The organism is Nocardia sp. NPDC052316, assembly GCF_044547795.1.
Lineage (GTDB): Bacteria > Actinomycetota > Actinomycetes > Mycobacteriales > Mycobacteriaceae > Nocardia.
In genome coordinates this window covers 1,134,970-1,158,699 of the sequence record NZ_JBIUBB010000002.1, presented here as the reverse complement: position 1 = coordinate 1,158,699, position 23,730 = coordinate 1,134,970, and the positions used below count along the sequence as shown (strand labels likewise).

Here is a 23,730-nt window from a genome sequence, read left to right as displayed (position 1 = left end):
CATCGACGTCGAAAAGGGCTATGTCGAACTGTTTTCCGGCAGCACCCTCGTCCAGGCGCTCTCGGTCGCAGGCGACCTTGCAGGCAGGTGGCCAGAGATTCCTCGCGTACTAACCCTTGGAACTGGAAAGCGATGCCGAGATACTCGCCAAACAGGCCGCGATGTTGATGCCGAAGTTTCTGGGGTCGGTGTCGAGGCAGTATTGGGGCCCCGCAACGGGCCCGGGCTCGGCCGCACCGGGCGCTTCCAGCGGGATTTGGGCGGCGGCGGAGCCCGGCCCGGCCGCTATGGCCACGGCGGCCACCGCTGTGCCGGTGCCGACGCGCAAAGCTGTTCGGATGGTGTGTCGCATCTGTTCCTTTCGGCCTCGGAACCTCCGAAGGCTGGCAGAAATGTAAAGCGACGATGGTCGGTGGCGGTAACCCCGAATCTCCGGGCTGAGAATCGTTGTGCCACAGCAAGTAAGGGCTTTGCGGTCGCGAACTACACCCAGGGTGCCACCGGGTACCACGGGATGATGTCGCGCATGGCGAGCAGGCGCACATCCCAGTAGAGGAAGGTGAAGACGCCGACGGTGAGTAGGGCGGTGGCGCTGAGGATGCTGACGCGGCGTGGGTCGGGTTGGAACCAGCGTTGCAGGCGCCCGCCGACGAGGACGGTCAGGATCAGTAGGGCGGCGAGGATGACGATGTTGCCGATGGACTGCAGGACGAAGGCGCTCGCGGCGTAAAGGATGTTGCCCTCTTCGGCGGCGTCGCGAAACAGCTTGCGGAACAACGGGAACGGGCGTCCGATGAGGAAGGCGCCGATCAGGCCGCCGAAAACGACCAACGGTGCGTTCGGGAAGCGGGCGGCAATGCGGGCGAACGGGTCGCGCACCAGACCGAGCACGGCGAGTCCGAGGTAGGTCATGATCACCCCGATCACGCCGAACACCACCATGGACTGGATCAGGCGTGGCGAGATCTGCCCGGCCCGGCTCGGCGCGGTGTCGAATTGCGGCATGTCGGTCCCGAAGATGCCGACCACGACGCCGTAGGCGGCGGACACGACGACCATGCCGACCGCCATCCACAGCAGCGGCCGGAGCACCGCCTGCACCCGGTTCCACCAGCCGCCCGCGCTGCCCGCCAGCGGCGCCACCGCGCCGAAGACGGCGATATTGCACGCGGTGAACGTGCCCGCCAGGCCGGAGACGAACGCGAAGACGATGCCCGCGCCGATGCCGGTGATCGCGGTCTCCTTGGCGTCGTGGCCGAGCAGCCCGTCGGCCACCGTGCCGCCGATCGTGGTGTCCACGAACGGCGCCGACCACACCACGGTCAGCAGGAACCCGGCGAGCACACCGAGCAGAAGGACCAACCCGCGCCGCCGCGGCAGGTATCCATTGACGAACACGCTGGTTGCCACGGGCTTGTCGGGTTCGGGGGAATCAGGTGCGGTGGAAGGGGATTCGAGCTGAGTCATCGGGCTCTCCTGTCGGCCACTGACCGGTAACGAAACTCCGGTGTTCCCCATTGTCGGGTATTCGTGACCGCCAATTCTGCTGAATGCCAAGATGATCATTCTTCTTGCTGCGGTTCGCCGTTGCTGTGTGTGTAGTCCACAGTTACTCCGGCGCAGTGACTTTCGTCAGTTCCGGCGGGCGCACGTCGAATGGCACGCAGCACAGCGCATTCCGGCACAACACGAACGAATCATTAATCGGGTGATGGGGACTCATTGCAGACTCGACTCAGCCCGGCACGCTGCTCAGCCCGGCACGCTGCTCGACCTGGGACGGCGCGCGATCGCAGGCCACTTTCAGTAGCTCCCAAGTCGGCTCATCGGTTCGGACCCCCTGGTCCACCACGGCAAGCTGCTCTGCGGTGCCGTAGTCGGTTGTGTGCCGCGGTAATCCGCATCCTCGGCGGCCGCCGCCCGCGGAGTTCGCCTGGTCCGGCGCGACCGATCGGATTCACCGAACCTTCGAGGAAGCGAACGCTTCGTCCCGTTCGCCACCGAGTGGCGGGCATTGTCCAGCCCCCGAGTTTGAGGGCTCGGGGCAGCGATAACGCCGCCGCCGTGCCGGGCGACAGAGGGAGTATGAGACTGAAAAACGTTTTCCTACAACGGTTCATGTTCCGTACAGGTGTTGTCGCGACGGCGATGGTGGCCGCGGCGAGTGGGTTCGCCGGGTCGGCCGGTGCCAACCCCGACGATCCGGTTGCGCAGTTCACCTCGACTCTCACGCGGGTGCCTGGGCCCAATTGTGCGGCGATCATCAATGCCGAGACGGTGCCGCAGCCGCAGTCCGGTGTGTTCGGTGTTCGGGTGAAGATCACGCAGACCGGGGAGTTCTGCGGGGCCTACTTCGTCACCGTGCGTTGGCGCAACCTCGACACCGGCCGGACCAGCGGACAGTCGCAGCGTGTCGAAGGCGAGTCGGTGGTCGGCCTGCCGGACAATGTGATCACCGGCATGGGCATGGGGCCGGGCGCCGGCAGGGTGGAGGCGTGGATCGACACGTACTCCCAGGTCTATCCGCAGAATGTGGATCTGGAGCACATCGCGGGCCGCGCGACGTTCACCCTCGGCTGAGTATGCGGCGGCGTCCCCGGCATATGTGTCGGGGACGCCGCCACCACGCACTATCTCGGACTGGAGCAGAACACGTCGGCGGCGGACGACTCGGCGTTCGAATTGCTCGGTGCTGATGCACGTTTCGTCGTATCCGTGCAGGGCTGCGCGGATATCAGGTGGACGGGTGTCGCAATGCGACGGCCGCGCACACGGTGGCCAGCAGCCAGACGACCGGTCCCACGATCGCGCCGATCAGATCGACGTAACCAGGCGCTGCGAGCAGCACGAGGAAGGCCAGATCGACCACGCCGAGCACGACGGCGTTGAGCCAGAAACCCAGGCGACTGTTGACCCTGTTCATGGTCACCGCGACGAAGATGGCCTGCGCCCCCAGCGTGGTCACGCAAAGGAAGTAGAGCAGGCTTTCGGCCGCCGACTCGGTGTCGGGCGCGCCGTCGGCGAGGTCGCCGATCACCATGGAGACGCCGAGCCCCATGTGCAGCACACCCCACGCGGTGTACAGCGCGGCAGCGGTCGTCGCCCACCGACGATTACCTGTCACCTCGACCCCCCCGGACTGTTCGAAAAGTATCGGCCCGTTGATGTTTCGGGCCCCGCGAGGAGACTCTAGGCCACCAGGGCGGCGTCCGCATCGGGGTAATCACCGATTTCGCACACGAGTCGGGGTAAGTGATACCGGCGTCTGTTGCACGACATGCTCGAGCAGAAGATCGGGCACACGAGGGTCGGTGCTGATACCGCGTGGGTGCCGTCGCAGGCGCCACCACTCTGGGCGTCACCCACCACCATCAGGTAAACGCGCTCGAGGGCAGCGGGAAATTCATCAAGGGTGGCCCGCGCGCGAGTGTTGACACCGGCCATGGCCAGTCTTACCCGGCAGTTCAGGACGCGGTCCTCGCAGACGCGAGCGTGTGGGTAAGGCATCGGGTCGCGACAACCGTCAATCGGCTTGCCGAGGGGGCCGAAACTCGGCGGCGGAGGGTGTGTGAGGGTGGGGGAATGGGTTCTGGATCGTCAGCTCGACCGTCGCCCGCGGACCTGGCCGCGGCGCTGGACAAGACTGTTCCCGATGTGATCGGGCCCGGCTTGCGTGTGCTGTTCTGCGGAATCAATCCGGGGCTGTGGTCGGGGGCCACCGGATATCACTTCGCTCGTCCGGGGAATCGGTTCTGGCCTGCCCTGCATCGGTCCGGCTTCACGCCGCGTCTGCTGCGGCCCGACGAACGGGAGGAACTGCTGGGGCTGGGTTTGGGGATCACGAATGTGGCCGCACGCACGACCGCCAAAGCCGAGCAACTGACCGCTGAGGAACTGCGCGCCGGTGGCCTCGCCCTGGTCGATCGGGTCGAACAGTATCAGCCCCGGGTGCTGGCCGTGCTCGGTATCGGCGCTTACCGCACAGCCTTCGGTCGCCCGCGCACCACAGTCGGGCCGCAACCCGAGCGGATCGGTGATACCGCGATATGGGTGCTGCCCAACCCCAGCGGGCTCAACGCCCACTACACCCTCGACGCTCTCGCCGCGGAGTTCCGCGCGCTACGCGAGGCGGTCGACGCCGGTTGACCTGCTTCCCCGTCAGCGTTGGACATCGCACCGATCGTGAAGTAGCGATCCACAACCGTCGCGCGGCTCAGGATTTTCGAGAACTCGTCGCCGAACCGCTCCGTAGGAGTTCGAAGGCGGTTTCGGTGCGGGCGACCGCCGCGGGGTAGACGTCGTCGGCGCTGCGGCCGCCGCGAATCTCCTGGGCGTTGTGGTAGGTAAGGATTCGCTGTGCGCTGAAGACTTGTGCCGCAACAAGATGCGCGGTGAATTCGTCGCTCGGTTCGCCCGACGCGAGCAACGCGTCGGCGAGATCGCGTTCCTGGTCGACCATGTAGCCCGCCAAATGAGCCATCAGGGCGGGCGTCGAGTACAGCAGGTGGTGGAACGTCATGGCTTCGGCGCCGTCGTTGAGCCCGGTGAGGGGATTGCGCTCGGCGAGTAGGTCGAGAAAGTGCCTGCGCAGGGCGTCGAGGGCAGCGGTGCCGGGCGGGCGCTCCCGGACGACGAGTGCGGATCCCCTGCCGCCGTCGACGAACCGGCGCAGGACGAGATCTTCCTTGGTGGGGAAGTAGGCGAACAGGGTGGGTTTGGACACCTCGGCGGCGGCGGCGATGTCGGCGACCGAAACGCCGTCGAACCCCGATTCCCGGAATAGGGCGAAGGCGGCCTCCGCAATCGCTTCGCGCGTGCGGCGCTTCTTGCGTTCACGCAGCCCGGGTGCCTCCATCGCTCCAGACTAGCCAAGTCTGATTTGGTCTACAAATTTCCTCAGTTATATACTTTACCGAGTTAAGCTAAATCCGTTTCGAGGTGGGGGAGTTGCCGTGACCATGCACCATGCCGAGAACGACCGAGTCGAGCCCGAGATCCGCGTCGAACGCGACTATCTGGGCGCCTGCCGCGCGGCGCTTGCTCGCATGCGCGAGGAGTCCGTCACCGCACTTGCCGTCGGCAAGGGCGAGGGGGATGTCTTCGACAAAATGCAGAACTACGCGGCGCGACAGTTCCACAAGAAGCAGATCGAGGAGCTGTCCGGCCTCGACGATGTGCCGTTGTTCTTCGGTCGGCTGGACTTCCCGCTGGGCGATGTCTACGACGAAATCCGCGATCTCGGTTCACCTTCGGCCGCACCGGACAGTGATCGTGTCTATATCGGTCGTCGCGGTGTCAGCGACGAGGCCGGCGAGCTCATGATCGTCGACTGGCGGGCCCCACTTGCCCGCGCGTTCTATGAAGCCGGCCACCAGGAGCCCATGAAGGTCCGGGTGCGCCGCCGCTTCGGTTTCGACCACAACGGTGTGCTGACCGCCTTCGAGGATGAATCGCTGGACTCTCGGTCAGCGCGGGGCGCGGGTAATGATTTGTTGGCCGCGGAGATCGAACGGCCGCGCAAGGGGCCGATGCGCGACATCGTGGCCACGATCCAGCCCGAGCAGATGGGTCTGGTGCGTTCGCCGATGCAGCGCACGCTGTGTGTGCAGGGTGCGCCCGGTACCGGGAAAACCGCGGTAGGGCTGCATCGGCTGGCTTATCTGTTGTTCACCGAACGGGAAAGATTGCAGCGGGAGGGTGGAGTCGCTGTCATCGGGCCGAACCGTTCCTTTCTTGCCTATGTCCGTAACGTGCTACCTGCCCTCGGCGAGGTCGAGGTCTTGCAGACCACGATCGACGAGCTCATCGACGCGGATGTCACCGTCGCACGGGCCGAGGAAGCGCAGGCGGAGCGGATCAAGGGCGGTGCACGGATGGCCGAAGTCGTTCGGCGGCACCTGTTTTCACGAATCCGGCCGATCGAAGAGGTGGTGCAGGTCAAGTATCTGCAACGCACCTGGCACCTGTATCCCGACCAGATCGCCGACGAACTCGACGAGGTCCGCGACCGCGGCACCGACTACCGCAGCGGTATCGAGTTGCTCGCCCAGCGCCTGGCCCTGCTCGTGGTGCGCCAGATGGAGCGGCGCGGCGAAACTGTCGCGACGAGCACGCCGGGGCAACTCCGCCGGAACAGGGGCATCGTGCGGGCCGTCCAGCAGATGTGGCCCGAGACCGATTCTCGACGTGTGGTTTTCGAGCTCCTCACCGATCCGGACCTACTAGCGCGTGCGGCCGACGGCATCCTGTCCGCCGAGGAGCAGGCTGCCATCCTCTGCACACCGCGCCCACGCGGCCTCAAGGGGATGCGCTGGAGCAGTGCTGATCTGGCGCTGATCGATGAGGCTTCGGCCCTCATCGAGCGCCCGGCGAAGCTCGGCCATATCGTGGTCGACGAAGCCCAGGATCTCAGTCCGATGCAGATCCGGGCGATCGGCCGTCGCGTCGCCGGTGCCTGCACCGTGCTCGGTGATCTGGCCCAGGCCACCAGCCCCGCCGCCGCCGAAGACTGGACCACCGTGCTCACCCACCTCGGCCGACCAGACGGACAGGTCGAGGAACTGACCCGCGGTTACCGAGTCCCGGCCCAGGTCATCGACTACGCCGCCCGCTTACTCCCGCATATTGCCCCGGAACTGCGCGGCCCGGCCTCCTATCGGCAGTCGGCCGACGCGCTTCAGATCACCAGGGTCACGGCAGAGAATCTGACCGAGGCTGTCCTCGCGGCATGCGCCGGCGCACTGACCGCGGCAGGATCGATCGGACTGATCGCCGTCGACCGCGATATCCCGGAGCTACATCGCGGCCTTGCCGAAAAAGATCTACCGCACGCAGTTCTGGGCACCGACGAAACGAGCATCGACTCGGTGCGCCTCGGCCTGGTTCCGGTCACCCTGGCCAAAGGCCTGGAGTTCGACACCGTCGTAGTCGTCGAACCGTCCCGCATCGCCGAATCGGAAGAACGTGGCCTGCAACGGCTTTACGTGGCCCTCACCCGAGCCGTCAGTAACCTGCGCATCATTCACGCCGAGGACCTGCCGGAACCGCTGATGCGGGAACCCGCGATGAGCATGTGACTCTCGGAACTGTTGTCGCGCCGCGAAATTGACCTGCGGCGCGGGGCAAGGCGATCCGGGTGGACGACAGCCCTTGGGCAGCGTGTTCGGTGATCGAGCGTTCCCTGCGGGTAAGCCCGTACCACGTCGTGAGCGCGGGGAGCAGTAGCGACGTCGGTGACGACTGGATGGTGATCGCGGCGGTCGATGTGGCGGAAACCGGTTGGGCGTGCAGGGCCCGCATCCGTTCGGCGCGGGAACGCGGCTCGTTACCGGCGCGGCGGCTCGCCTGGCCAGATAGGTGATGTTTCAGATCGGTCGGCTGCAGTGCCGTCGCGCTGGCGACCACCGTGGTGCTGCGGTTCCGTAATCAGGTTTATCGCGTCATCATCGAACACGAGGGCTGCGATGGAATCTCCGTCAGGTATCGAGAATCCTGAACATCCTCGGCGCCAAGGCAACCGATCCGCAGCATTCGGCACCGGGTGTTGCTGCCGGTTTGATTCGACGGTGCCCGCTGCGGCATGGTTTGCGGGCGGAGTGCCGGGAGGTCTGGCCGGCAACCCGGCCCGGTCGGCGGGTCGGTCATAGCGATGGTGGGAGTCGGACGGTGCTCACGCTGAGGTCGGCGGCGAAGCCGGTGCACGGTGTAAGAGGTGGTGGCGCATGTTGACTTGGGTCCACGGCGCTACGCGCCTGAGGTCGACCGAATCCGGTGGTGCGGGGGACCGGTCCGTGGCGGTCGGCACCGGGTATCGGCACGACCTCGACGGTCTGCGTGGTCTGGCGATAGCGCTGGTCGTGGTGTTCCACGTGTGGATGGGCCGGGTCTCCGGCGGGGTGGACGTGTTTCTGGTCCTGTCGGGGTTCTTCTTCACCGCAATGTTGTTGCGCCGCATCGAGACCACGGATGCGATCGGCCTCGGATACACCGTGCGCCGGACCTTACGCAGGCTGTTGCCCGCGCTGTGTCTCGTCCTCGCCGCGGTGCTGGCCGCCACGGTGATCGCCCAGCCGTACACGCGCTGGGCCGACGTCTCGGCTCAAACGCTCGCCTCGGCGTTGTATTACCAGAACTGGTATTTGGCAGGGGCCGAACTGGACTACCTCGCGCCGGATCCGTCGGTCAGCCCGCTGCAACATGTGTGGTCGATGGCGGTGCAGGGACAGTTCTACCTGCTGATGCTGCTGATCGTCGGGATCTGGTCGTGGACGCTACGGTTCCGTGGGCGTTTGCTCGCCTGGCTGGCCGGGTTCGGTGTGGCATCGTTCTGGTACGCGGCCGCCGGTTCGGCGCAGCATCAGGCGTGGACGTACTACGACAGCGGCGCCCGTGCCTGGGAATTGCTCGTCGGCGCGGCATTGGCCGTTGCCGCGCCATGGATTTCGATTCCCCAATCGGTGCGCGCGATACTCGCGGTTCTCGGTCTGGCCATGGTGATCTCCTGCGGGCTGCTCATCGATGGTGGCGTCGAATTCCCCGGCCCCGCCGCGCTGTATCCGGTTCTCGGCGCGGCCGCGCTGATCGTGTCCGGCATGAACACCGGAACCGCGGCGCACCCGTGGACCAACCGTCTGCTGGCGACACCGTTGCTCGTGCAACTAGGCGCATTGGCCTACTCGCTGTATCTGTGGCATTGGCCGGTGCTGATTTTCTACCTGGCCGAATACGGCGAGAGCAGTCCCGGCATCGACGGCGGAGTTCTCGTCATCGCCGTCTCGCTCGCCCTCGCGGTCGCGACGCAGCGGCTGATCGAGACACCGCTTCGATTGCGCCCGAACGTTATCCGGACCGGTTCTGCCGCGCTTTACCAGCGCTGGGTGGGGGCGCTGGTAACGGTACTCGGCATCGTCGTGCTGGCGGCCGCGCTGGGTTGGCAAGCGGTGGGCATGGCGAACCCCGCTCGCCCGGCGGCCGAGCTGGCCATCAACCGATATCCCGGCGCGGCAGCGCTTTTCGAGGAAGCAGCCGTCGCGCCGGAGCCGATGCGGCCGACCGTCTTCGAAGGCCCGCGCGACGCGCCTGCCCCGACCTTCGACGGCTGCATCACCCCGAACCGGGAAGTCCGGGTCTGCACCTATGGTGATGTTGCTGCCGCCCGCACCATCGCCGTGGTCGGCGGTTCACACTCCGAACACTGGTTGCCGCCCTTGGAAATCCTCGCGCGCGAGCACGAGTTCCGCATCGTGACCTATCTGAAGGAAAGCTGTCCGCTCACCTTGGCCGACCAGCCCTCCTACTCCCTTGCGCCATTCCCCGAATGCCGCGAATGGTCCATCGAGGTGCTGGATCTGCTCGCCGAACACCGCCCGGAGTGGGTCTTCACCGTCGGCACGCGGCCACGCTGGGACGACGGCGACCACGTGCCACTGGAATTCATCGATATCTGGACCGCTTTGGCCGACCGCGGACTCAACGTCCTCGCGATCCGCGATGTGCCCTGGCTGCGTCGCGGCGAGGTGCACTACCGGGCCGTGGACTGCCTTGCGGACCGGGGGACGCCCTTCAGTTGCGGGATGGACCGGGCGGCCGCCCTCGCCCCGGACAACCCCGCCGATCTGCCGGCCTCGCGGTATCCCAACGTCTTTCCGCTGGACCTGTCCGACGCCATCTGCCGCCCCGACCGCTGCCTGGCCGTCGAGGGCAACGTGTTGATCTACCGCGACGAGCACCACCTCACCGCCAGCTACGCCCGTTCCCTGGCACCCGAACTCGCCCGCCTGATCGGCTACATCACCCAATGGTGGTGAGCTCGATGGGCGAGCCGAACAGCGGTCCGTCACGCGCGAAGCGGGCACCGACAGGAGTGTGTTGCCCCGTGCAACGGAGTATTCGATGCATCGTCGCCGACCGGTCGGATTGATCGATCCGCAAGCGCTGCTGGCGACCTCGGCGGGGCTACAGTCCGTCCGAACCCGGCGGCCTCACGGTAGCGGTGCCGACCAACGCAGGACGGCACCGCCGTCAGGTCGGTTCTCGACACTGAAGCTGCCACCGGCCTGTTCGGCGCGGGTGGCGAGGTTGGCCAGCCCGCTGCGCCGGGTGATGTCCTCTGGTACGCCGGTTCCGTCGTCGACGACCTCGATGGTGACGTCGTCGCGGACCTTGAGCTCGACCGACACCGTGGTCGCGGACGCGTGGCGCACCACGTTGCTGACCGCTTCGCGGAGCACAGCTTCGACATCGTCGGACAATGGCGGTGCGAGCACCGTCACCGGCCCGGCGAGGCGCACCGTGGTGCGCAGGCCGGTGTCGGCGGTCATGTCGACGATGATGCCGTGCAAGTGTTTCCGGTACTTCGAGGAGTCGGCGGTGGTGTTGCTCTGCAGGTCGAAGATGGAGTGGCGGATGTCTTGGACGATCGATTGGATGTCGTCGATGGTCTCGGTGAGGCGCGACTTGACCTCCGGCGCACGCGCACGCTGCACGGTGCCCTGCAGCGAGAGTCCCACCGCGAACAGCCGCTGGATGACGTGATCGTGCAGGCCGCGAGCGATCCGGTCCCGGTCGGAGAGCACGTCGAGTTCGCGCATCCGCCGTTGGGTGTCGGCCAGCTGCAGGGCCAGCGCGGCTTGGTCGGCGATCGCGGCCATCATCGACTGCGCCGCGGCGTCCAGCGGGAGCATGCCCGCAGGACGCAAGGTGGTCAGAATGCCGATGACGGACTGACCGGCCCGCAACGGAAGAATCAGCGCAGGACCGAATTCGGCGTCGGAGTCGAACAGTTCGCTGTGCGCCAGCTTGTCGATCGCGACCGCGCGGCGATGCTGGTATGCCTCGCCGAACTGGGTGTCCCCGAGGGGGATTCGCTGCCCTGGGAGTTCACGGCCACCCAGCCCCTTCGCCGTGACCACCACCAGCTCGGTCAGCTCGTCGGATGGGATGTCGGGGTCTTCGGGCAGGGCGAGGAAGATGCAGGCCGACTCCGACAGTGCCAAGGCGCGGTCGGCGACGAGTTCGAGTACCTCGTTGGGCTCACCGCCGGCCAGCAGTTCGGTCGCGACGTCACGGGTCGCTTCCAGCCACTGCTGCCGCACCCGGGACTGCTCGTAGAGCCTGGCATTCTCGATGGCGATGCCCGCCGCCGCGGCCAGCGCCTGCACCACCACCTCGTCGTCCTCGGTGAACTCCAGTCCACCCGCCTTCTCGGTCAGATAGAGATTGCCGAACACCTCGTCGCGGACCTTGACCGGAACGCCGAGGAAGGTGCTCATCGGCGGATGGTGCGGGGGAAACCCGACCGAGGACGGGTGATCGGACAGATTGGTGAGCCGGATCGGCTTGGGTTGTTGGATCAGTAAGCCGAGCACCCCGTGCCCGCGCGGGAGGTCGCCGATCATCACGCGGGTGCGGTCGTCGATGCCTTCGTAGACGAACTCGGCCAGTTGCAGGCTCGCCTTGTCGGTTTCGCGGACGCCGAGTGCGCCGTAGCCCGCGTCGACCAGTTCGATGGCGGTGTGCACGATCGTGCGCAACGTATTGTCCAGATCCAGCCCCGCCGTGACCACCAACATCGCCTCCATCAAGCGATCCATCCGGTCGCGGACGTCGACGATCTGGGCGATACGGTCCTGGACTTCGCCGAGTAACTCCCGTAGCCGCAGCTGCGACAACGTTTCGGTCACCGGTGTTCGTCCGCTCGACGGCCCACCGGTCGCCTCTCGATCCATACGCGGCATTCTTCCATGGCCGATCCCTGCGGTTGCCGCTCGCGCGGTAGGGCTGGTCGACCTACTCTGCGGTCTTCGGCTGGGCGAGCTTCGAAGCCATGACGGCGGCCTGGGTGCGTCGTTCGACGCCGAGTTTGGTCAGTAGTCGGGAGACGTAGTTCTTGACGGTCTTCTCGGCCAGGAACATCCGGCTTGCGATTTGGCGGTTGGTGAGGCCTTCGCCGAGGAGGCCGAGCAGTACGCGTTCCTGGTCGGTCAGGCTGGCCAGTGGGCCGGTTTTGGTCTCGGCTTCGGCGCGAAGTTTGGCCATGAGTGCGGCGGCGGCACGGTTGTCGAGCAGGGATTTGCCCGCGCCGACCTCGCGGATGGCGTCGATCAGTTCGAGGCTCTTGATGTCTTTGACGACGTAGCCGCTCGCTCCGGCGAGGATGGCGTTGAGCATGGCCTGCTCGTCGGTGAAGGAGGTGAGGATCAGGCAGCGCAGGCCGGTGTTGGTGGTGAGAAGTTCGCGGCACAGCTCGATGCCGTTCCCGTCGGGTAGTCGCACGTCGAGAACTGCTACGTCGGGACGTAGCGCGGGGATGCGGGCGAGGGCTTGTGCGTAGCTGCCTGCCTCACCGACTACCTCGAGGTCGGGTTCGAGACCGATGAGGTCGCCGATACCGCGGCGGACGATCTCGTGGTCGTCGACCAGGAACACTGTGACCATGGGGACACCTCCTTGACCTCCTCAGCCTACGGAGTTACTCGGCGCGACCCGACGGAGTTGGACCCTGTTTCGAGGACTTAAGTCCCTTGCTTTCCACGGCCGCGGGTCCTCGATCCGCAGGGTCTTCCGGTCCGACCTCGACGGTCGATCCGGGGCCTGTCCAGGTGCCCCGAAGTCCCGTTGACAGAGGCCATCCGGCTCTTACCCGGGTCGGACACCCGATGGGACGGTGGATCGAGACGAAAGGAAGGCACGACATCATGGACCGCGGACTGCCCGACGACAACACCGTCAAGACAGCGCTGGCGCTCGCGGTGCGGGCGCCGTCGGTGCACAACATCCAACCGTGGCGGTGGCGCATCGGCGACCGCTCCATCCACCTCTACCTCGATCCCGAGCGCGCGCTCCCCTCGGCCGACCCCGACCAGCGCGACCTGGTGCTGAGTTGCGGTGCCGCACTGCATCATCTGCGCATCGCCCTGGCCGCGCTCGGCTGGTCGGCGGTGGTGCATCGGCTGCCGAATCCGGCGGACCCGAACCATCTGGCCTCGGTGGAACTGTTGCGGCATCGGCCAACTCCGATGGAGGTCGCGCTGAGCGCGGCCATCTCGCATCGGCACACCGACCGCAGGCCCTTCACCTCGTGGGAGGTCCCACCGGGCTACCTCGGCCTGGCCGCCGAGCGGGCCGCGGCGCTGGGTGCGCTCGTGTGCCGGGTCTCCGATCGGTCGCGGGAACGGTTGATCGAGGCGACTCGCGCCGCCGCGTTCCGGCATGCCATGGACGCGGAATACCGCTTCGAATTGGCGAGTTGGAGCGGCAGGCACAGCTCCGCGGACGGTGTGCCCGCCCGAAATACCCCCACCCCACGAGCCGATGACGAGCTACCCGCCCGGACATTCATCGCCCCGCAACTGATCGACACGGCACACGAGCCCGATTCCGCGCAGCTGTTGGTCCTCGGCACCGCCGGCGACGATCGGTTGTCCCGGCTGCGGGCCGGCGAGGCGCTGAGCGCGGTCCTGCTGACCGCCACCAATGTGGGCCTGGCCACCTGCGTTCTCACCGAACCGCTCGAAATCCCCGAGCTACGCCGCGATGTCCGCATCGGCGCGTTCGACGACAATGCCTTCCCCCAGGGCATCATTCGCATCGGTTGGGCCCCGACCGGCGCCGCGCCGCTGCCCGTGACACCGCGCCGCGCGGTCGAGGACGTGCTGGAACCGTTCGGCTCTCCCGTTGGTCGTTGAGCCGCGACCCGTGGAACACCGAGTGGCGGCAGCTCGGCCGCCCGATCAGAGAGGACACGCAATGATGTATTGGCATGGGAACGGCGCCAAGACCGCACCGGGTAATCGTACCCGGTCCCACCAGTGAATCTGTGCCGAAAGGAATGACCATGGCAGCCGAAAGTGCTTCGGACACAACGCAAGACCCGACGATCCTGGTGGCCGTCGACGGCTCCGCGAGCTCGTATCAGGCGGCGGCGTGGGCGGCGGTGGAAGCCGTGTTGCACGACTGCCGACTGCATGTGCTGACGTCGATGGCGGTACAACCCGGCTTCGGGCCCGGCCTCGCGCTGGGCGAGACCGAGCTGGACTGGTTGCGGATAGACGGTGAGCGGATTTTGGCCGAGGCCACCAGGGTGGCCCGTACGGCGGCTCCCGGTGCGGCTCCGCACATCACTACCGAAGTGTCGTTCGAGTTGGTCATCCCGATGTTGATCGAGCGTTCGGCGCAGGCGCGGATGCTGGTGGTCGGCAGCCGGGGGATCGGTGCGTTCCAGCGTGGGCTGCTCGGTTCGGTGAGTACCGCTACCACCCATCATGCGCACTGTCCGGTCGCGGTCATCCACGGGAATGCCGCGATCGATGCCGTCTCGGCGACTCAACCGGTGCTGGTCGGGGTCGATGGCACCGACAACAGTGTGCCCGCGCTGGAGCTGGCGTTCGAGGAGGCCTCGCGCCGTAAGGTCGGGCTGACCGCGTTGCATGCCTGGAGTGATACCAGTGGTTTCGATCTGCCGGTCGCGGGCTGGGATGCCGCGCAACAGTCCGCCGAGGCTGTGCTGGCGGAGAGCCTGGCCGGTTACGCCGACCGATACCCTGATGTCGCGGTGCGTCGAATCGTGTTGGCCGACAGGCCGGTTCGATCCTTGCTCGACGAATCATCGAATGCTCAGCTGGTTGTCGTCGGCAGCCACGGCCGCGGGGGATTCGCCAGCATGGTCCTCGGCTCCACCAGTAACGCGCTGCTGCACTCGGTCGAGGTGCCGATGATCGTCGTGCGCCAACGCTGAGCGCTCCTTACGAACGGGTCGGCCACAATCCGCTCGGAACGCGCGGTCGCTGCGCGAGCGGGGGCCTGTCCGAGGTCGCCGATCCCGGCGCGCACGTGAGACTTTGCCGTCGCGGCCCGGCGGAGGTGGTGTCGGTACCCGTTGCTACGGTGGCGCACGGGAGGAGGGCCACACCATGCATACCACCAAGGTTTACGGCGGCTCGGGAATAGACAACGATCTGCACCACAATGCGACAGATCCGAATTTTTCGGTGCGGCGCAGCGCGTTTCACTCGCTGGCTGGTCTCTACTACAACTATGGAGTCGTCGAGCGGTTCGCCACACAGCTGCCTACCGAGCGTAAGAGCGAGCTCCGGCTCGGCTACGTCGAGGAACTGGCGCGGCGGCAGGACGCCCGCGCGGTGCGGGCGTTGTGCGCGGTGCTCGACGACGACAGCGACGCGGTCCGCGAAGTCGCGGCGCGAACACTGGGCGAACTCGGCGACAGCGACGCCATCGAGCCGCTCCGCGCCGCATTGTCCGACCCGGTACCGGCGGTGCGGCACGCGATCATCAATGCGCTTGCGGCACTGCGCGATATCGGGACCATCGCCACCTTGCTCGTGTCGTTCGACGAGTCTGTGCCCGAGCCGGATCGCATCGCAACCGTGCATGCCGCAGGTGCCTGGATCGAGCCAACCACGACGGCGCTGCTGGGCGGGATCGTCGCGCGCGACGGCAGCGCCGCCGTTCGTAACCTCGCCCAGCGGGTGCTCGATCTGCATGCCAAGGCCACAGATTGTGCGCCCGAGACGCGGCCGGAGTGGCTGCCGTGCTGCTCGACCGGACCGCGCCGGCTCGGCCGGTGATCGCCGAGGCATTGAGCCGATTGCGCGCCCCCGAACTCGACGTGACCTTCGGGGCGGTGATCGCCGATCGGGACATGCGGATCCACCGTGCCGCCGTCGAATTCCTGCGGCAGGCGGACACCGCGGTGGCCCGCCGAGCTCTCGCCGCCGGTTTGACCGATACGCGGGCCGCCGCGTGCGCTGCGGTACTCGCGGTGGTCGAGGGAATTGATGACCCCGATATGGCCGTAGCTCTCCGGCAGACACTGCGCACGACTCCGCCCGCGACCTGCTGGTACCTGTTGACTGCCCTCACCATCCAGCGCACGTCACGCGACGTGATCGCCGATGAGCTCGCCGAATACGTTCTCGGACATGCGGATTCGTTCGTCGGTCCGCCCGATCAAGGATTCCAGGCGGCGTGGGTGGTCATCGATACCTGCACCGAAGCTGTCCTGGCCCGCTTGCTGGCGGAGCTCGTCGACTCCAGCCTCCCGATGCCGCGGCGCGAACTGGTCACGACGATCCTGCGGGAGCTGGTGAACCCTCGCACGCGCAGCAAACACGACCTGCCCGTCTCCACCATGACAGAGCCGGTGATCGCCGCGTTGCGCGATCCGACCTACGACGCCGATCCGCGCGGACTGGTCGCGCGAGGCAATCTCGTATTCATCGCAGGCGGACTCGACTCGGAGGCGGTACGCCGCCCACTTCTCGATGTGCTCGCCCGCCCCCAATTGTCTTCTTGGGACATAGAAGTCGCTATAGCGCGGTGCAGAGCAGAATGCGTAGACGCCTTCTTGCACCTGCTCGACAATCCCTCGACACTCGCGGCTCGCAACCGGGCGCACGCCTATAAAAATATGGTGAAAACGCTGCTCCCGTTCCGGGATAGCGATCCGAGGGTCGAGGCATGCCTGCACAGGTTCCTCAGACGAACCGGCGACCACGACGTCGAACTGGCGGCGAGCATGCTCCATTTGGACCTGCCCAACGACGAGGATGAGTACGAGGAAGACTGAATGTCGCCGAGTGACTCTGCCGCACAGGTTCACGCCGCCGGGTGACCTCGAATCCGGCGTCGGTGATTCAGTCGCGTCGAGGGTGGGATGTTGACGCCGACGCACCGCCACGACTTACCGGCAGTCGTACGATGACACCTCCCTGAAGTTCTCCCAACTCTTTTCCCAAACCTCCGCAGTGCATCGGTACGTCGTTCCACCCTCCTGCAACGGGCATCGATGGCTCTCCGTTGCGGGTGTGCTGTTCTTGCGGCACTCGGTCCGGCCCTCGAGGAGTTCAATTTTGTATTGCACCCCGCTGACCACCCGAGATCGGGCGTCGAGGACTTTGATCAGCCTGTGGTACGAAGAGTCGTTGGAGTGGATGTTGAAATAGTCGAGCGCGAGACTCGCCAACTCCTGTATATGGGCATCGTCCGGATCGACTCGGGACCAGCCATCCGACGGGCCTGCTTGCGCCGGCGGTGCGCCGACGACGACGGCAAGTCCCACCCCGCACGCTCCTGCCAAGGCAACAGTTTTGAAGCTACGTGAGGCGTTCATACTTCCTCCTTCGTCGGCCACCAGTACCAGACCCGAACCGCCCCGCGGGCCGACCTCGTGCCTCGGCGTGGTGTCGCACCCTCCGTCGGACATCCAAAAGAATGGACTACATATCCGATTCGTACCCAGCGGGAATACGGATGGGTCTCCTGGCGCAGACCTCGGCTGGCCGACAGCGTTCGTTGGAAACGATCGACGGATGGGATCGATTCTCCGCTGTCCCAGTGCACGATCTCGTATGTCGCGTAACTCGAAACAGTCCCCGCGCATGCGGCCCCGTCGAGGACTCGATCAGCGGCTGGGCACCCAGTTGCCGTGGAAGCCGGCCGGGACGCGGACCGGTAGGTGTATCTGCGCTAGGGGCCGGGCTGTCAGGTCGGTGGCGTCCAGGATCGTCAGATAGCTGGTGTCGTTCGCGCGGTCGTGCGCGAAGGTCATCAGGTAGCCGTCGTCATCGCGCGAGGCGTTGTGGCGGGGGACGAAAACCGCTTCGCCGCAGGTGTGCCCCGCGGGTAGCCGGTGCATGCGGCGCGACGCCCCGTCGGTGAGATCGTATTTGTAGATTGTCGAGTACTCGGGTTCGGCGTCGAGGGAAAAGCTGGTGACGTAGCCGAAACGGTGGCGTTGTCCGATCTCGGCATCCGCGACCCGGGGATACTCGACGGTCGCGTCATCGAGCGGCTGTTCGGCGACCGCGCCCGTGCTCAGGTTCAGCCGCCATTGGTGCAGCCGGGGCAGTCCGCCACCGATGTCATCGGAGCCCGCTCGCCACAGTGTCGGCACCCGGGTGCCGGTTACCGTGAGCACGCCGTCGGCTTCGAACGCGTTCATGGTGTGCCACACGTAGCAGGGTTCTACGTCGAACCACCGCACGTCCCCGCCCTCGCGACCCAGCACGCCGAACCGGGCGCCGTGCCCGTCGTCCCACCGCCATGGCATACCGCCCGCGGCAGCAACCGGGTCGAAGACCACGGGAAGGTCCATGAAGACCACGGACGTTTCGGTGATCGCGAAATCGTGCATCATCGTCGCACGGGGAATCCGCACCACCTGGGCATGGAGCAGCTCACCGGTCGGCGCGGCGCGATAGTAGGTGAGGTACGGGGGACGCAGCCGGACGCCGAAGAACAGCAACTCCCCGGTGCGCGGGCAGATCTTCGGGTGGGCGGTCATCGGGGTGTGCAGCGCGCCGTCGAAGGTGAACGGCCCCACCGTCGCCAACTCCGGGGTGATCTCGTAGGGGAAGCCGCCTTCCTCCAGCGTGAGCAACCGACCCGCATGCGCGACCACGTGAGTGTTGGCTGTCGTGACCCGGTAATCCACCTGTCCCGTGGTCTGGTCGAACGCCAGGGCAAAGCGCGACTGTCCCGGGCATGCGTACAGGGGGGTCCGCACGTATCGGTTGCGATACCAGCGGGCCCGGCCGCCGTCCAGGGCGACCGCGTGGACCATTCCATCGCCTGCGAAGTAGTGCGGCGACCAACCGGCGCGCGGATTGGGACCGTTGCGGTAGTAGGTCCCGGTCAACTCCTCGGGAATCACTCCGATCACCTCGGCCTGCTCCGTCGTCACCTCTTCGGCGACCGGTGCGTTGTTCCCCGAAAGGTGCAGGGGGAGGTCGGGTTTGGGCGTGGTCGTCATCGCTGGTTCTCCTGTCGCTGGCTCCGCTGTGCCAGGATGCCGGGGCAATCCGAGAAGAAACAGTCTTGTTCTTGTCGACGCCCTCAGCCGGTGCGAAAACGCGCAGGATGAACCGCCCGACTTTCCGGCAGCAACACGAGAAGCACAGGCATATGCCTCCGAGCTCGCTGACGGATGTTGCGGCCGTAGCTAATTGCGCAACAGGGACTGTGCTACCGCCACAGAGACAATCGGCGGGTGTGCGGGTCGATGGTTTCTACCGGTCCGAACGCCGCGACGCACAGCGGGATGATGTCGTCCTCGGGTGTTGCCGCGACGCGGGCGAGTTGTTCCTCGGTCGATCCGTCGAGCATGCCGTCGCAGAAGTCGATCGAGTGGACGTCCTGCTCGGTGAAGGTGCGCCGAAGTGTCTTCAGCTGACCGGTTTTGGCCGACAGGACGATCAGGCCGTGGGCGGAGATGAAGTCGTGCGAGGTGCCCGACGCGTCGGGGTAGTCGATGAATGCCATCGCCTGTAGCAGGTCGGGCGCCTTGGATGCGGCTTTGGCGACGAGTCCCGCCATCGCGTGGGCGGCGACGTTGATCGCCCGTCCGGGGTCCTCGCGGAGCACCCGGTTGATCACGACATACAGCTTCATTTCGCTTGCCACCGAAACCCCACCGGTATCCGAAATCTGAGCGTCCCTTTCGCTACGGCGACGTTGCCCGTCGCCCAGATGATCGCTTGCGCGCTAGCTGTCGAACATGCTGCCGTGGGCGACGAACTCGCAGCGCCCCTGCAAATGGATACGGTCGTTATCGATGAGCACGGTGACCTCGCCGCCCGGCATGGTTACCGTGACCGACCGGTCGACGTAGCCTGCGCGGAAGGCACTATACGCGGCCGCGCAGCTGCTGCTGCCCGATGCCAGCGTATAGCCCGCGCCGCGTTCCCAAATCCGCAGTTTCAACGTCTGCCTGTCGACGGCGGTACAGAGTTGAACGTTGGTGCCGTGCGGACCGAATGCACGGTGGTGGGCCGCCCAGGCGCCGACACCGCGCGCCAACTCCTCGGTGGCGTCCGGGACGAAGGCGACGGCGTGCGGATTGCCGATGTCGACGCGATCGAAGGTGACAATCGTGCCCTCGGGAGTTTCCAACGTCATCTCATCGAGGGACTTCGCCATTCCCATGTCCACCGACACTTCCCACGGGTCCGTGCTGAGGATCTCGACGGGGCAGGCACCCGCCAGCACTTCGAGCATGAATTTATCGGAGCGCAGATAGTTGCGGCGCAAGTATGCGGCGAACATGCGCAGGCCGTTGCCGCTTTTTTCACACTCGGAACCGTCGGAGTTGAAGATCCGCAAGCTGATTGATGTTTCCGCACCGCGCTCGATGATCCGGTTGGTCGGGCCGAGGAGGACTCCGTCCGCCCCGACACCGAAGTGCCGGTCGCACAAGCGCCGGGCGAGGTCGCTGTCCATCGGACGCTCTAGCTGGTCGGGTTCGACCACGAGATAATCATTACCGAGTGCCTGCATCTTGGTGAAGGGGACCATTGGTCGCTACTCCGGATTCACGTCGTCGCCAGCCAGCCCGCCAGGCAGAGGAATATCGCCCCGGCGACGTTGTTGATGCGGCGACTGTAGTTGTTGCTGGTTTCGGCTATGCGGTTACCGAACATGCCCGACAGGTAACCGATGGGGCCGTCGATGGCGAAGTCGACTACGACGAGGACAAGCCCGAGAACGGCGAGTTGCTGTGGTACGTGTCCAAGGCCTGGATTGGTGAACTGGGGCAGGAATGCGAGATTGAAAAGAATCACCTTGGGATTCAATATGTTGGTGATGGCCGCACTCCGAAACGATGCCAGCACCGGCTTGCGCAGTATTTTCGTGGCGGAAGCCTCGCCGGCCGGCGGCTCGGGGTCCGCGCGAAACGACGAAATCGCAAGGTAGACAAGGTAAATGACGCCGAGCCACTTCAAGCCCTGGTAGACGGCGGGGAACTTATGCACGAGCGCGGACAATCCCAACACCGTGATGACGATGTGGACCGCGAGTCCGGCGGCGACGCCCGCGGCCGCCGCCACCCCCGCGGCTTTGCCGTGCCGAGTGCCGAGCGTGACGATCAAAATCATATCTGGGCCGGGCATGATCACCAGGACGACCGCGGCGAGCATGAACGGCCAGAACAAACTCCAGTCAAGCATCGGTGTCCTCTCGGTCGAGTAGTGCAACGTCGACACTGTTGTCGTGGAAGACGGCTCCGCCACCCAGATCGGCGTCGCGTTCCTCGACCGTGGCGTTCACGGTGGGACCGCCGACGATCTTGGGCCAGCTTCCCTTGGTCATCGCGACCACACCTGGTGGGACCGCGTCACTGATGTCGGCGCAGGTGTCGAATTCGCCGCGGCTGTTGAACACTCGGACCCGGCACCCGGCGCGGATGCTGCGCGGGCGGGCATCCGCCGGGTTCAGGGTGACCGCGGTTCCGCTCGACTTGCCGGCCAGTAGCTCATTGTTGAGAAATGTCGAGTTGAGTGTGTAATGCGAGGCGGTTGCCAGTAGGGACAGCGGATATCGGGCGTTCGCTCCCGACGTTTCCGCGGCAACCTCCGCGCTGAAGTCGCTCGTCGGAAATTCGAACCTTCCGCTCACGGTGCGGAAACCGTCGGCGAAGGGGATGAACTTGTCGGGGTAGTTCAGACGCTGCCAGCCGTGCTCGCGTAACGATCGGACGGTGATGCCATCCAGCGAAGGATGCGTGGAGTCCATCAACTGGCACGCTATGTCGAAGTCGCTGTCGTACAGACACGGTTCCCGCAAACGTAGCCCGGCGGCGATGCGACGGAATATCTCGGTGGTCGACAATGCCTGGCCCGCCGGGGCGACCGCGGGTTCGTTCCACGCGATGTACATATGGCCGTAGCCGTCGTGAATGTCGAGATGCTCGGTCTGCATCGTCGCAGGCAGCACGATATCGGCGTAATCGCAGGTGTCGGTCTGGAAGTGGTCGACGACCACGGTGAACAGATCTTCCCGCGACAATCCTCTGACGACGTTGGCCTGGCCGGGCGCACTGGCTACGGGGTTGGCGCCGTAGACGAACAGCACCTTCACCGGCGGCGACAGGTTCGGATCGTTGAGCGTGTCACCGAGCCGGGTCATGGAGAGCCCGCGCACCGGTTGGGTCCGCAGGTCGTCGCGGTCGAGGGCTGCCCGGTTGAGGCCGAAATATCCGTCGGTCGAATAGGACACCCCACCGCCGTAGCGCCCCCAGTCGCCGGTCACCGCCGACAGACACGCCAGCAACCGCAGGACGTTGCCGCCGCCGGCGTGGCGTTGCAACCCCATCCCCGCACGGATGCCGACCGGGGGCGACGACGCGATCCGGGCGGCGAGCTGCGTGATCACCGATGCCAATACGCCAGTTGTCTTTTCGACGGCGGCAGGCGTGAATTCGGGCAGGCGGCCGCGGAAATCAGCCCACCCGTTGGTCATTGTCGCGAGGTAGTCGGCGTCGACCGCGTCGTGCGCGACCAGTTCGTGGAGCAGACCGAGAACGAGGTGGGCGTCGGTGCCGGGGCGAGGCGCGATGTGCTCGTCGGCGAGTTTGGCCGTCCGGGTCCTGATCGGGTCGATCGCGACTATCCACGCGCCGTGCCTGCGCGCCTGCTGGACGAATTTCCAGAGATGGTGCCCAGAGGTCACGGTGTTGACGCCCCACATCAGCACCAGCCGGGACGCCGCCAACGATTCGGGGTCGATACCCAACGAGGTACCGGTGGACAGCGCGAGCCCTTCCTGGCCGGCGATCGAGCAGATCGTCATGTCATGGCGCGACGCGCCGATCGCGTTCCACAGCCTCCGGCCCGACTTCCCTTGCAGGCCTTGGATATAGCCGAGATTCCCGGTGCCTTGGTAGGGCCAGATCGACTCCCCGCCCCACCGCTCGATCGCGGTTTCGAACTGGTCGGTGATCAGGTCGATCGCCGTGGACCAGTCGACCTCTTCGAACTCGCCCGACCCCTTCGGTCCCACCCGCCGTTTCGGGTTCAGCAGCCGCGACGGTGACCGAGCCTGCTCGAGGTACTGGCCGACCTTGACGCACAGCGCACCCGCGGTGAACGGGTGGTCCTTGCGCCCGGCCAGCTTCACCGGCTCGTCGCCGTCCACGGTGACCGTCCAACTGCAGCCGTCGGGGCAATCCAGTGGACAGGCACCGTGGATCAGCTTTATCGCCGACGAAACCGAGGCGACGCCACCGGGGTCAGCTGACATCGGAGAGGACCGCTTGTTCGTGTTCCTCGCCGTACCAGCGTTCGTCCCACCGCGAGAAGGAGACGATGAGGATGTCGCGGGTACCGGTGGTCGAGCCGTCCGGTTCGATCGGCGTCACGTCGTGATAGACGCGCTGGTCATCGAGGATGACGGCGTCGCCGGCCGCGAGCGTGCCGCGCCAGATCGGGTCGGCGTCCTTCGCGGGCCAGAGACGCATTTCGCCGCCCCGCACATTGTTCCTGCTCAGGATCGAGATGATCACGAACTCGTGACCGTCCTGGTGTATCCCCTCCGGCGTGAGCTCCGCCGACTTGTCGGTCGTGGTCTTGCTCCGGTTCTGGTGGACATTGATCTGCCAGTCGACAGTCTGGTCGAGAAAGCGCTCCTGGTCGACGATGTGTTTGATCGTGCTGACGAAGTCGACGGCGATCGGCGTGTACTCACGAAGGATGCCGCCCGCGACGTTATTGAATTTCTTGAAAGCCGAGTAAGCCCGGTGGGGGAGCAGCTCGAACTGCCATCCCTCGTCACCGGAGTATGTCAGCCGATACTGGGAGAACCGCTTGTACCTGGTGCCGTGCGCCATATAAGGATCGAGTTCGATTTCTTCGTAGCTGGCGAGTACGTCGGCACCGATAGGTGGCAGGGCGACGAACTTGAAGCCACGTTCTTGCAGTTCGGACACAGGTCTTCCTT

Annotated in this window: 21 protein-coding genes; 8 read left to right on the top strand and 13 right to left on the bottom strand. The window is 65.8% G+C overall.

Annotated features, from left to right (window positions below; translation table 11 throughout):
- Positions 1-109: 109 nt before the first annotated feature.
- Entirely contained in the window at positions 110-352 is a 243-nt protein-coding gene (locus ACIHA7_RS12085; RefSeq protein ID WP_397288434.1) for a hypothetical protein, read from the bottom strand.
- Positions 353-483: 131 nt separating this feature from the next.
- A complete protein-coding gene (locus tag ACIHA7_RS12080) occupies positions 484-1,467 on the bottom strand; it encodes a hypothetical protein (protein ID WP_397288432.1) in 984 nt (327 codons plus the stop codon).
- A gap of 651 nt (positions 1,468-2,118) precedes the next feature.
- On the opposite strand from ACIHA7_RS12080, the gene ACIHA7_RS12075 reads away from it, so the two are divergent.
- Positions 2,119-2,580, top strand: coding sequence for a hypothetical protein (locus ACIHA7_RS12075; RefSeq protein WP_397288430.1), 462 nt, complete (start codon positions 2,119-2,121; stop codon positions 2,578-2,580).
- 154 nt (positions 2,581-2,734) lie between these two features.
- On the opposite strand, the gene ACIHA7_RS12070 is transcribed toward ACIHA7_RS12075, so the two are convergent.
- Complete coding sequence (locus ACIHA7_RS12070) at positions 2,735-3,124, bottom strand: hypothetical protein (protein WP_397288428.1); 390 nt, start codon at positions 3,122-3,124, stop codon at positions 2,735-2,737.
- 458 nt (positions 3,125-3,582) lie between these two features.
- Here ACIHA7_RS12070 and mug point away from each other — a divergent pair, with 458 nt between their 5' ends.
- Positions 3,583-4,146 (top strand): G/U mismatch-specific DNA glycosylase, encoded by a 564-nt coding sequence (gene mug, locus ACIHA7_RS12065; RefSeq protein WP_397288426.1) that lies wholly within the window; start codon positions 3,583-3,585, stop codon positions 4,144-4,146.
- Between the two features lie 67 nt (positions 4,147-4,213).
- Here the strand turns inward: mug and ACIHA7_RS12060 are convergent, their stop codons facing one another.
- Positions 4,214-4,855 (bottom strand): TetR/AcrR family transcriptional regulator, encoded by a 642-nt coding sequence (locus ACIHA7_RS12060; protein ID WP_397288424.1) that lies wholly within the window; start codon positions 4,853-4,855, stop codon positions 4,214-4,216.
- A gap of 103 nt (positions 4,856-4,958) precedes the next feature.
- Here ACIHA7_RS12060 and ACIHA7_RS12055 point away from each other — a divergent pair, with 103 nt between their 5' ends.
- Complete coding sequence (locus ACIHA7_RS12055) at positions 4,959-7,076, top strand: HelD family protein (RefSeq protein ID WP_397288743.1); 2,118 nt, start codon at positions 4,959-4,961, stop codon at positions 7,074-7,076.
- A 645-nt stretch (positions 7,077-7,721) separates the two neighbouring features.
- Positions 7,722-9,806: an acyltransferase family protein gene (locus tag ACIHA7_RS12050; RefSeq protein ID WP_397288422.1), complete on the top strand. Its 2,085-nt coding sequence runs from the start codon at positions 7,722-7,724 to the stop codon at positions 9,804-9,806.
- A gap of 174 nt (positions 9,807-9,980) precedes the next feature.
- Here ACIHA7_RS12050 and ACIHA7_RS12045 read toward each other — a convergent pair whose 3' ends face one another.
- A complete protein-coding gene (locus ACIHA7_RS12045) occupies positions 9,981-11,735 on the bottom strand; it encodes a GAF domain-containing sensor histidine kinase (protein WP_397288420.1) in 1,755 nt (584 codons plus the stop codon).
- Between the two features lie 52 nt (positions 11,736-11,787).
- Positions 11,788-12,435 (bottom strand): response regulator, encoded by a 648-nt coding sequence (locus tag ACIHA7_RS12040; protein ID WP_397288418.1) that lies wholly within the window; start codon positions 12,433-12,435, stop codon positions 11,788-11,790.
- Positions 12,436-12,695: 260 nt separating this feature from the next.
- Here ACIHA7_RS12040 and ACIHA7_RS12035 point away from each other — a divergent pair, with 260 nt between their 5' ends.
- From ACIHA7_RS12035 to ACIHA7_RS12020, 4 genes are all read left to right on the top strand, one after another.
- On the top strand, positions 12,696-13,685 hold the full coding sequence (locus tag ACIHA7_RS12035; RefSeq protein ID WP_397288741.1) for an Acg family FMN-binding oxidoreductase: 990 nt from the start codon (positions 12,696-12,698) through the stop codon (positions 13,683-13,685).
- Positions 13,686-13,834: 149 nt separating this feature from the next.
- Complete coding sequence (locus ACIHA7_RS12030; protein ID WP_397288416.1) at positions 13,835-14,734, top strand: universal stress protein; 900 nt, start codon at positions 13,835-13,837, stop codon at positions 14,732-14,734.
- Positions 14,735-14,909: 175 nt separating this feature from the next.
- On the top strand, positions 14,910-15,584 hold the full coding sequence (locus ACIHA7_RS12025) for a HEAT repeat domain-containing protein (protein WP_397288414.1): 675 nt from the start codon (positions 14,910-14,912) through the stop codon (positions 15,582-15,584).
- Positions 15,539-16,585, top strand: coding sequence for a hypothetical protein (locus ACIHA7_RS12020; RefSeq protein ID WP_397288412.1), 1,047 nt, complete (start codon positions 15,539-15,541; stop codon positions 16,583-16,585). The genes ACIHA7_RS12025 and ACIHA7_RS12020 overlap by 46 nt, the downstream gene beginning before the upstream one ends.
- A gap of 114 nt (positions 16,586-16,699) precedes the next feature.
- Here ACIHA7_RS12020 and ACIHA7_RS12015 read toward each other — a convergent pair whose 3' ends face one another.
- The 7 genes from ACIHA7_RS12015 to ACIHA7_RS11985 form a co-directional block, all read right to left on the bottom strand.
- Positions 16,700-17,128: a cystatin domain-containing protein gene (locus ACIHA7_RS12015; protein WP_397288410.1), complete on the bottom strand. Its 429-nt coding sequence runs from the start codon at positions 17,126-17,128 to the stop codon at positions 16,700-16,702.
- 291 nt (positions 17,129-17,419) lie between these two features.
- Positions 17,420-18,769 carry a carotenoid oxygenase family protein gene (locus ACIHA7_RS12010; RefSeq protein ID WP_397288407.1) on the bottom strand — a complete coding sequence of 450 codons (1,350 nt, stop codon included), beginning with the start codon at positions 18,767-18,769 and terminating at the stop codon, positions 17,420-17,422.
- A gap of 212 nt (positions 18,770-18,981) precedes the next feature.
- Complete coding sequence (locus ACIHA7_RS12005) at positions 18,982-19,419, bottom strand: DUF2000 domain-containing protein (protein ID WP_397288405.1); 438 nt, start codon at positions 19,417-19,419, stop codon at positions 18,982-18,984.
- 81 nt (positions 19,420-19,500) lie between these two features.
- Complete coding sequence (dapF, locus tag ACIHA7_RS12000) at positions 19,501-20,310, bottom strand: diaminopimelate epimerase (protein ID WP_397288403.1); 810 nt, start codon at positions 20,308-20,310, stop codon at positions 19,501-19,503.
- Positions 20,311-20,327: 17 nt separating this feature from the next.
- Entirely contained in the window at positions 20,328-20,963 is a 636-nt protein-coding gene (locus ACIHA7_RS11995; RefSeq protein ID WP_397288401.1) for a LysE family translocator, read from the bottom strand.
- Positions 20,956-23,034 (bottom strand): molybdopterin-dependent oxidoreductase, encoded by a 2,079-nt coding sequence (locus ACIHA7_RS11990; RefSeq protein ID WP_397288399.1) that lies wholly within the window; start codon positions 23,032-23,034, stop codon positions 20,956-20,958. The genes ACIHA7_RS11995 and ACIHA7_RS11990 overlap by 8 nt, the downstream gene beginning before the upstream one ends.
- Positions 23,024-23,719: a 2OG-Fe dioxygenase family protein gene (locus ACIHA7_RS11985; RefSeq protein WP_397288397.1), complete on the bottom strand. Its 696-nt coding sequence runs from the start codon at positions 23,717-23,719 to the stop codon at positions 23,024-23,026. Before ACIHA7_RS11985 ends, ACIHA7_RS11990 begins: the two co-directional genes overlap by 11 nt.
- Positions 23,720-23,730: the final 11 nt, after the last annotated feature.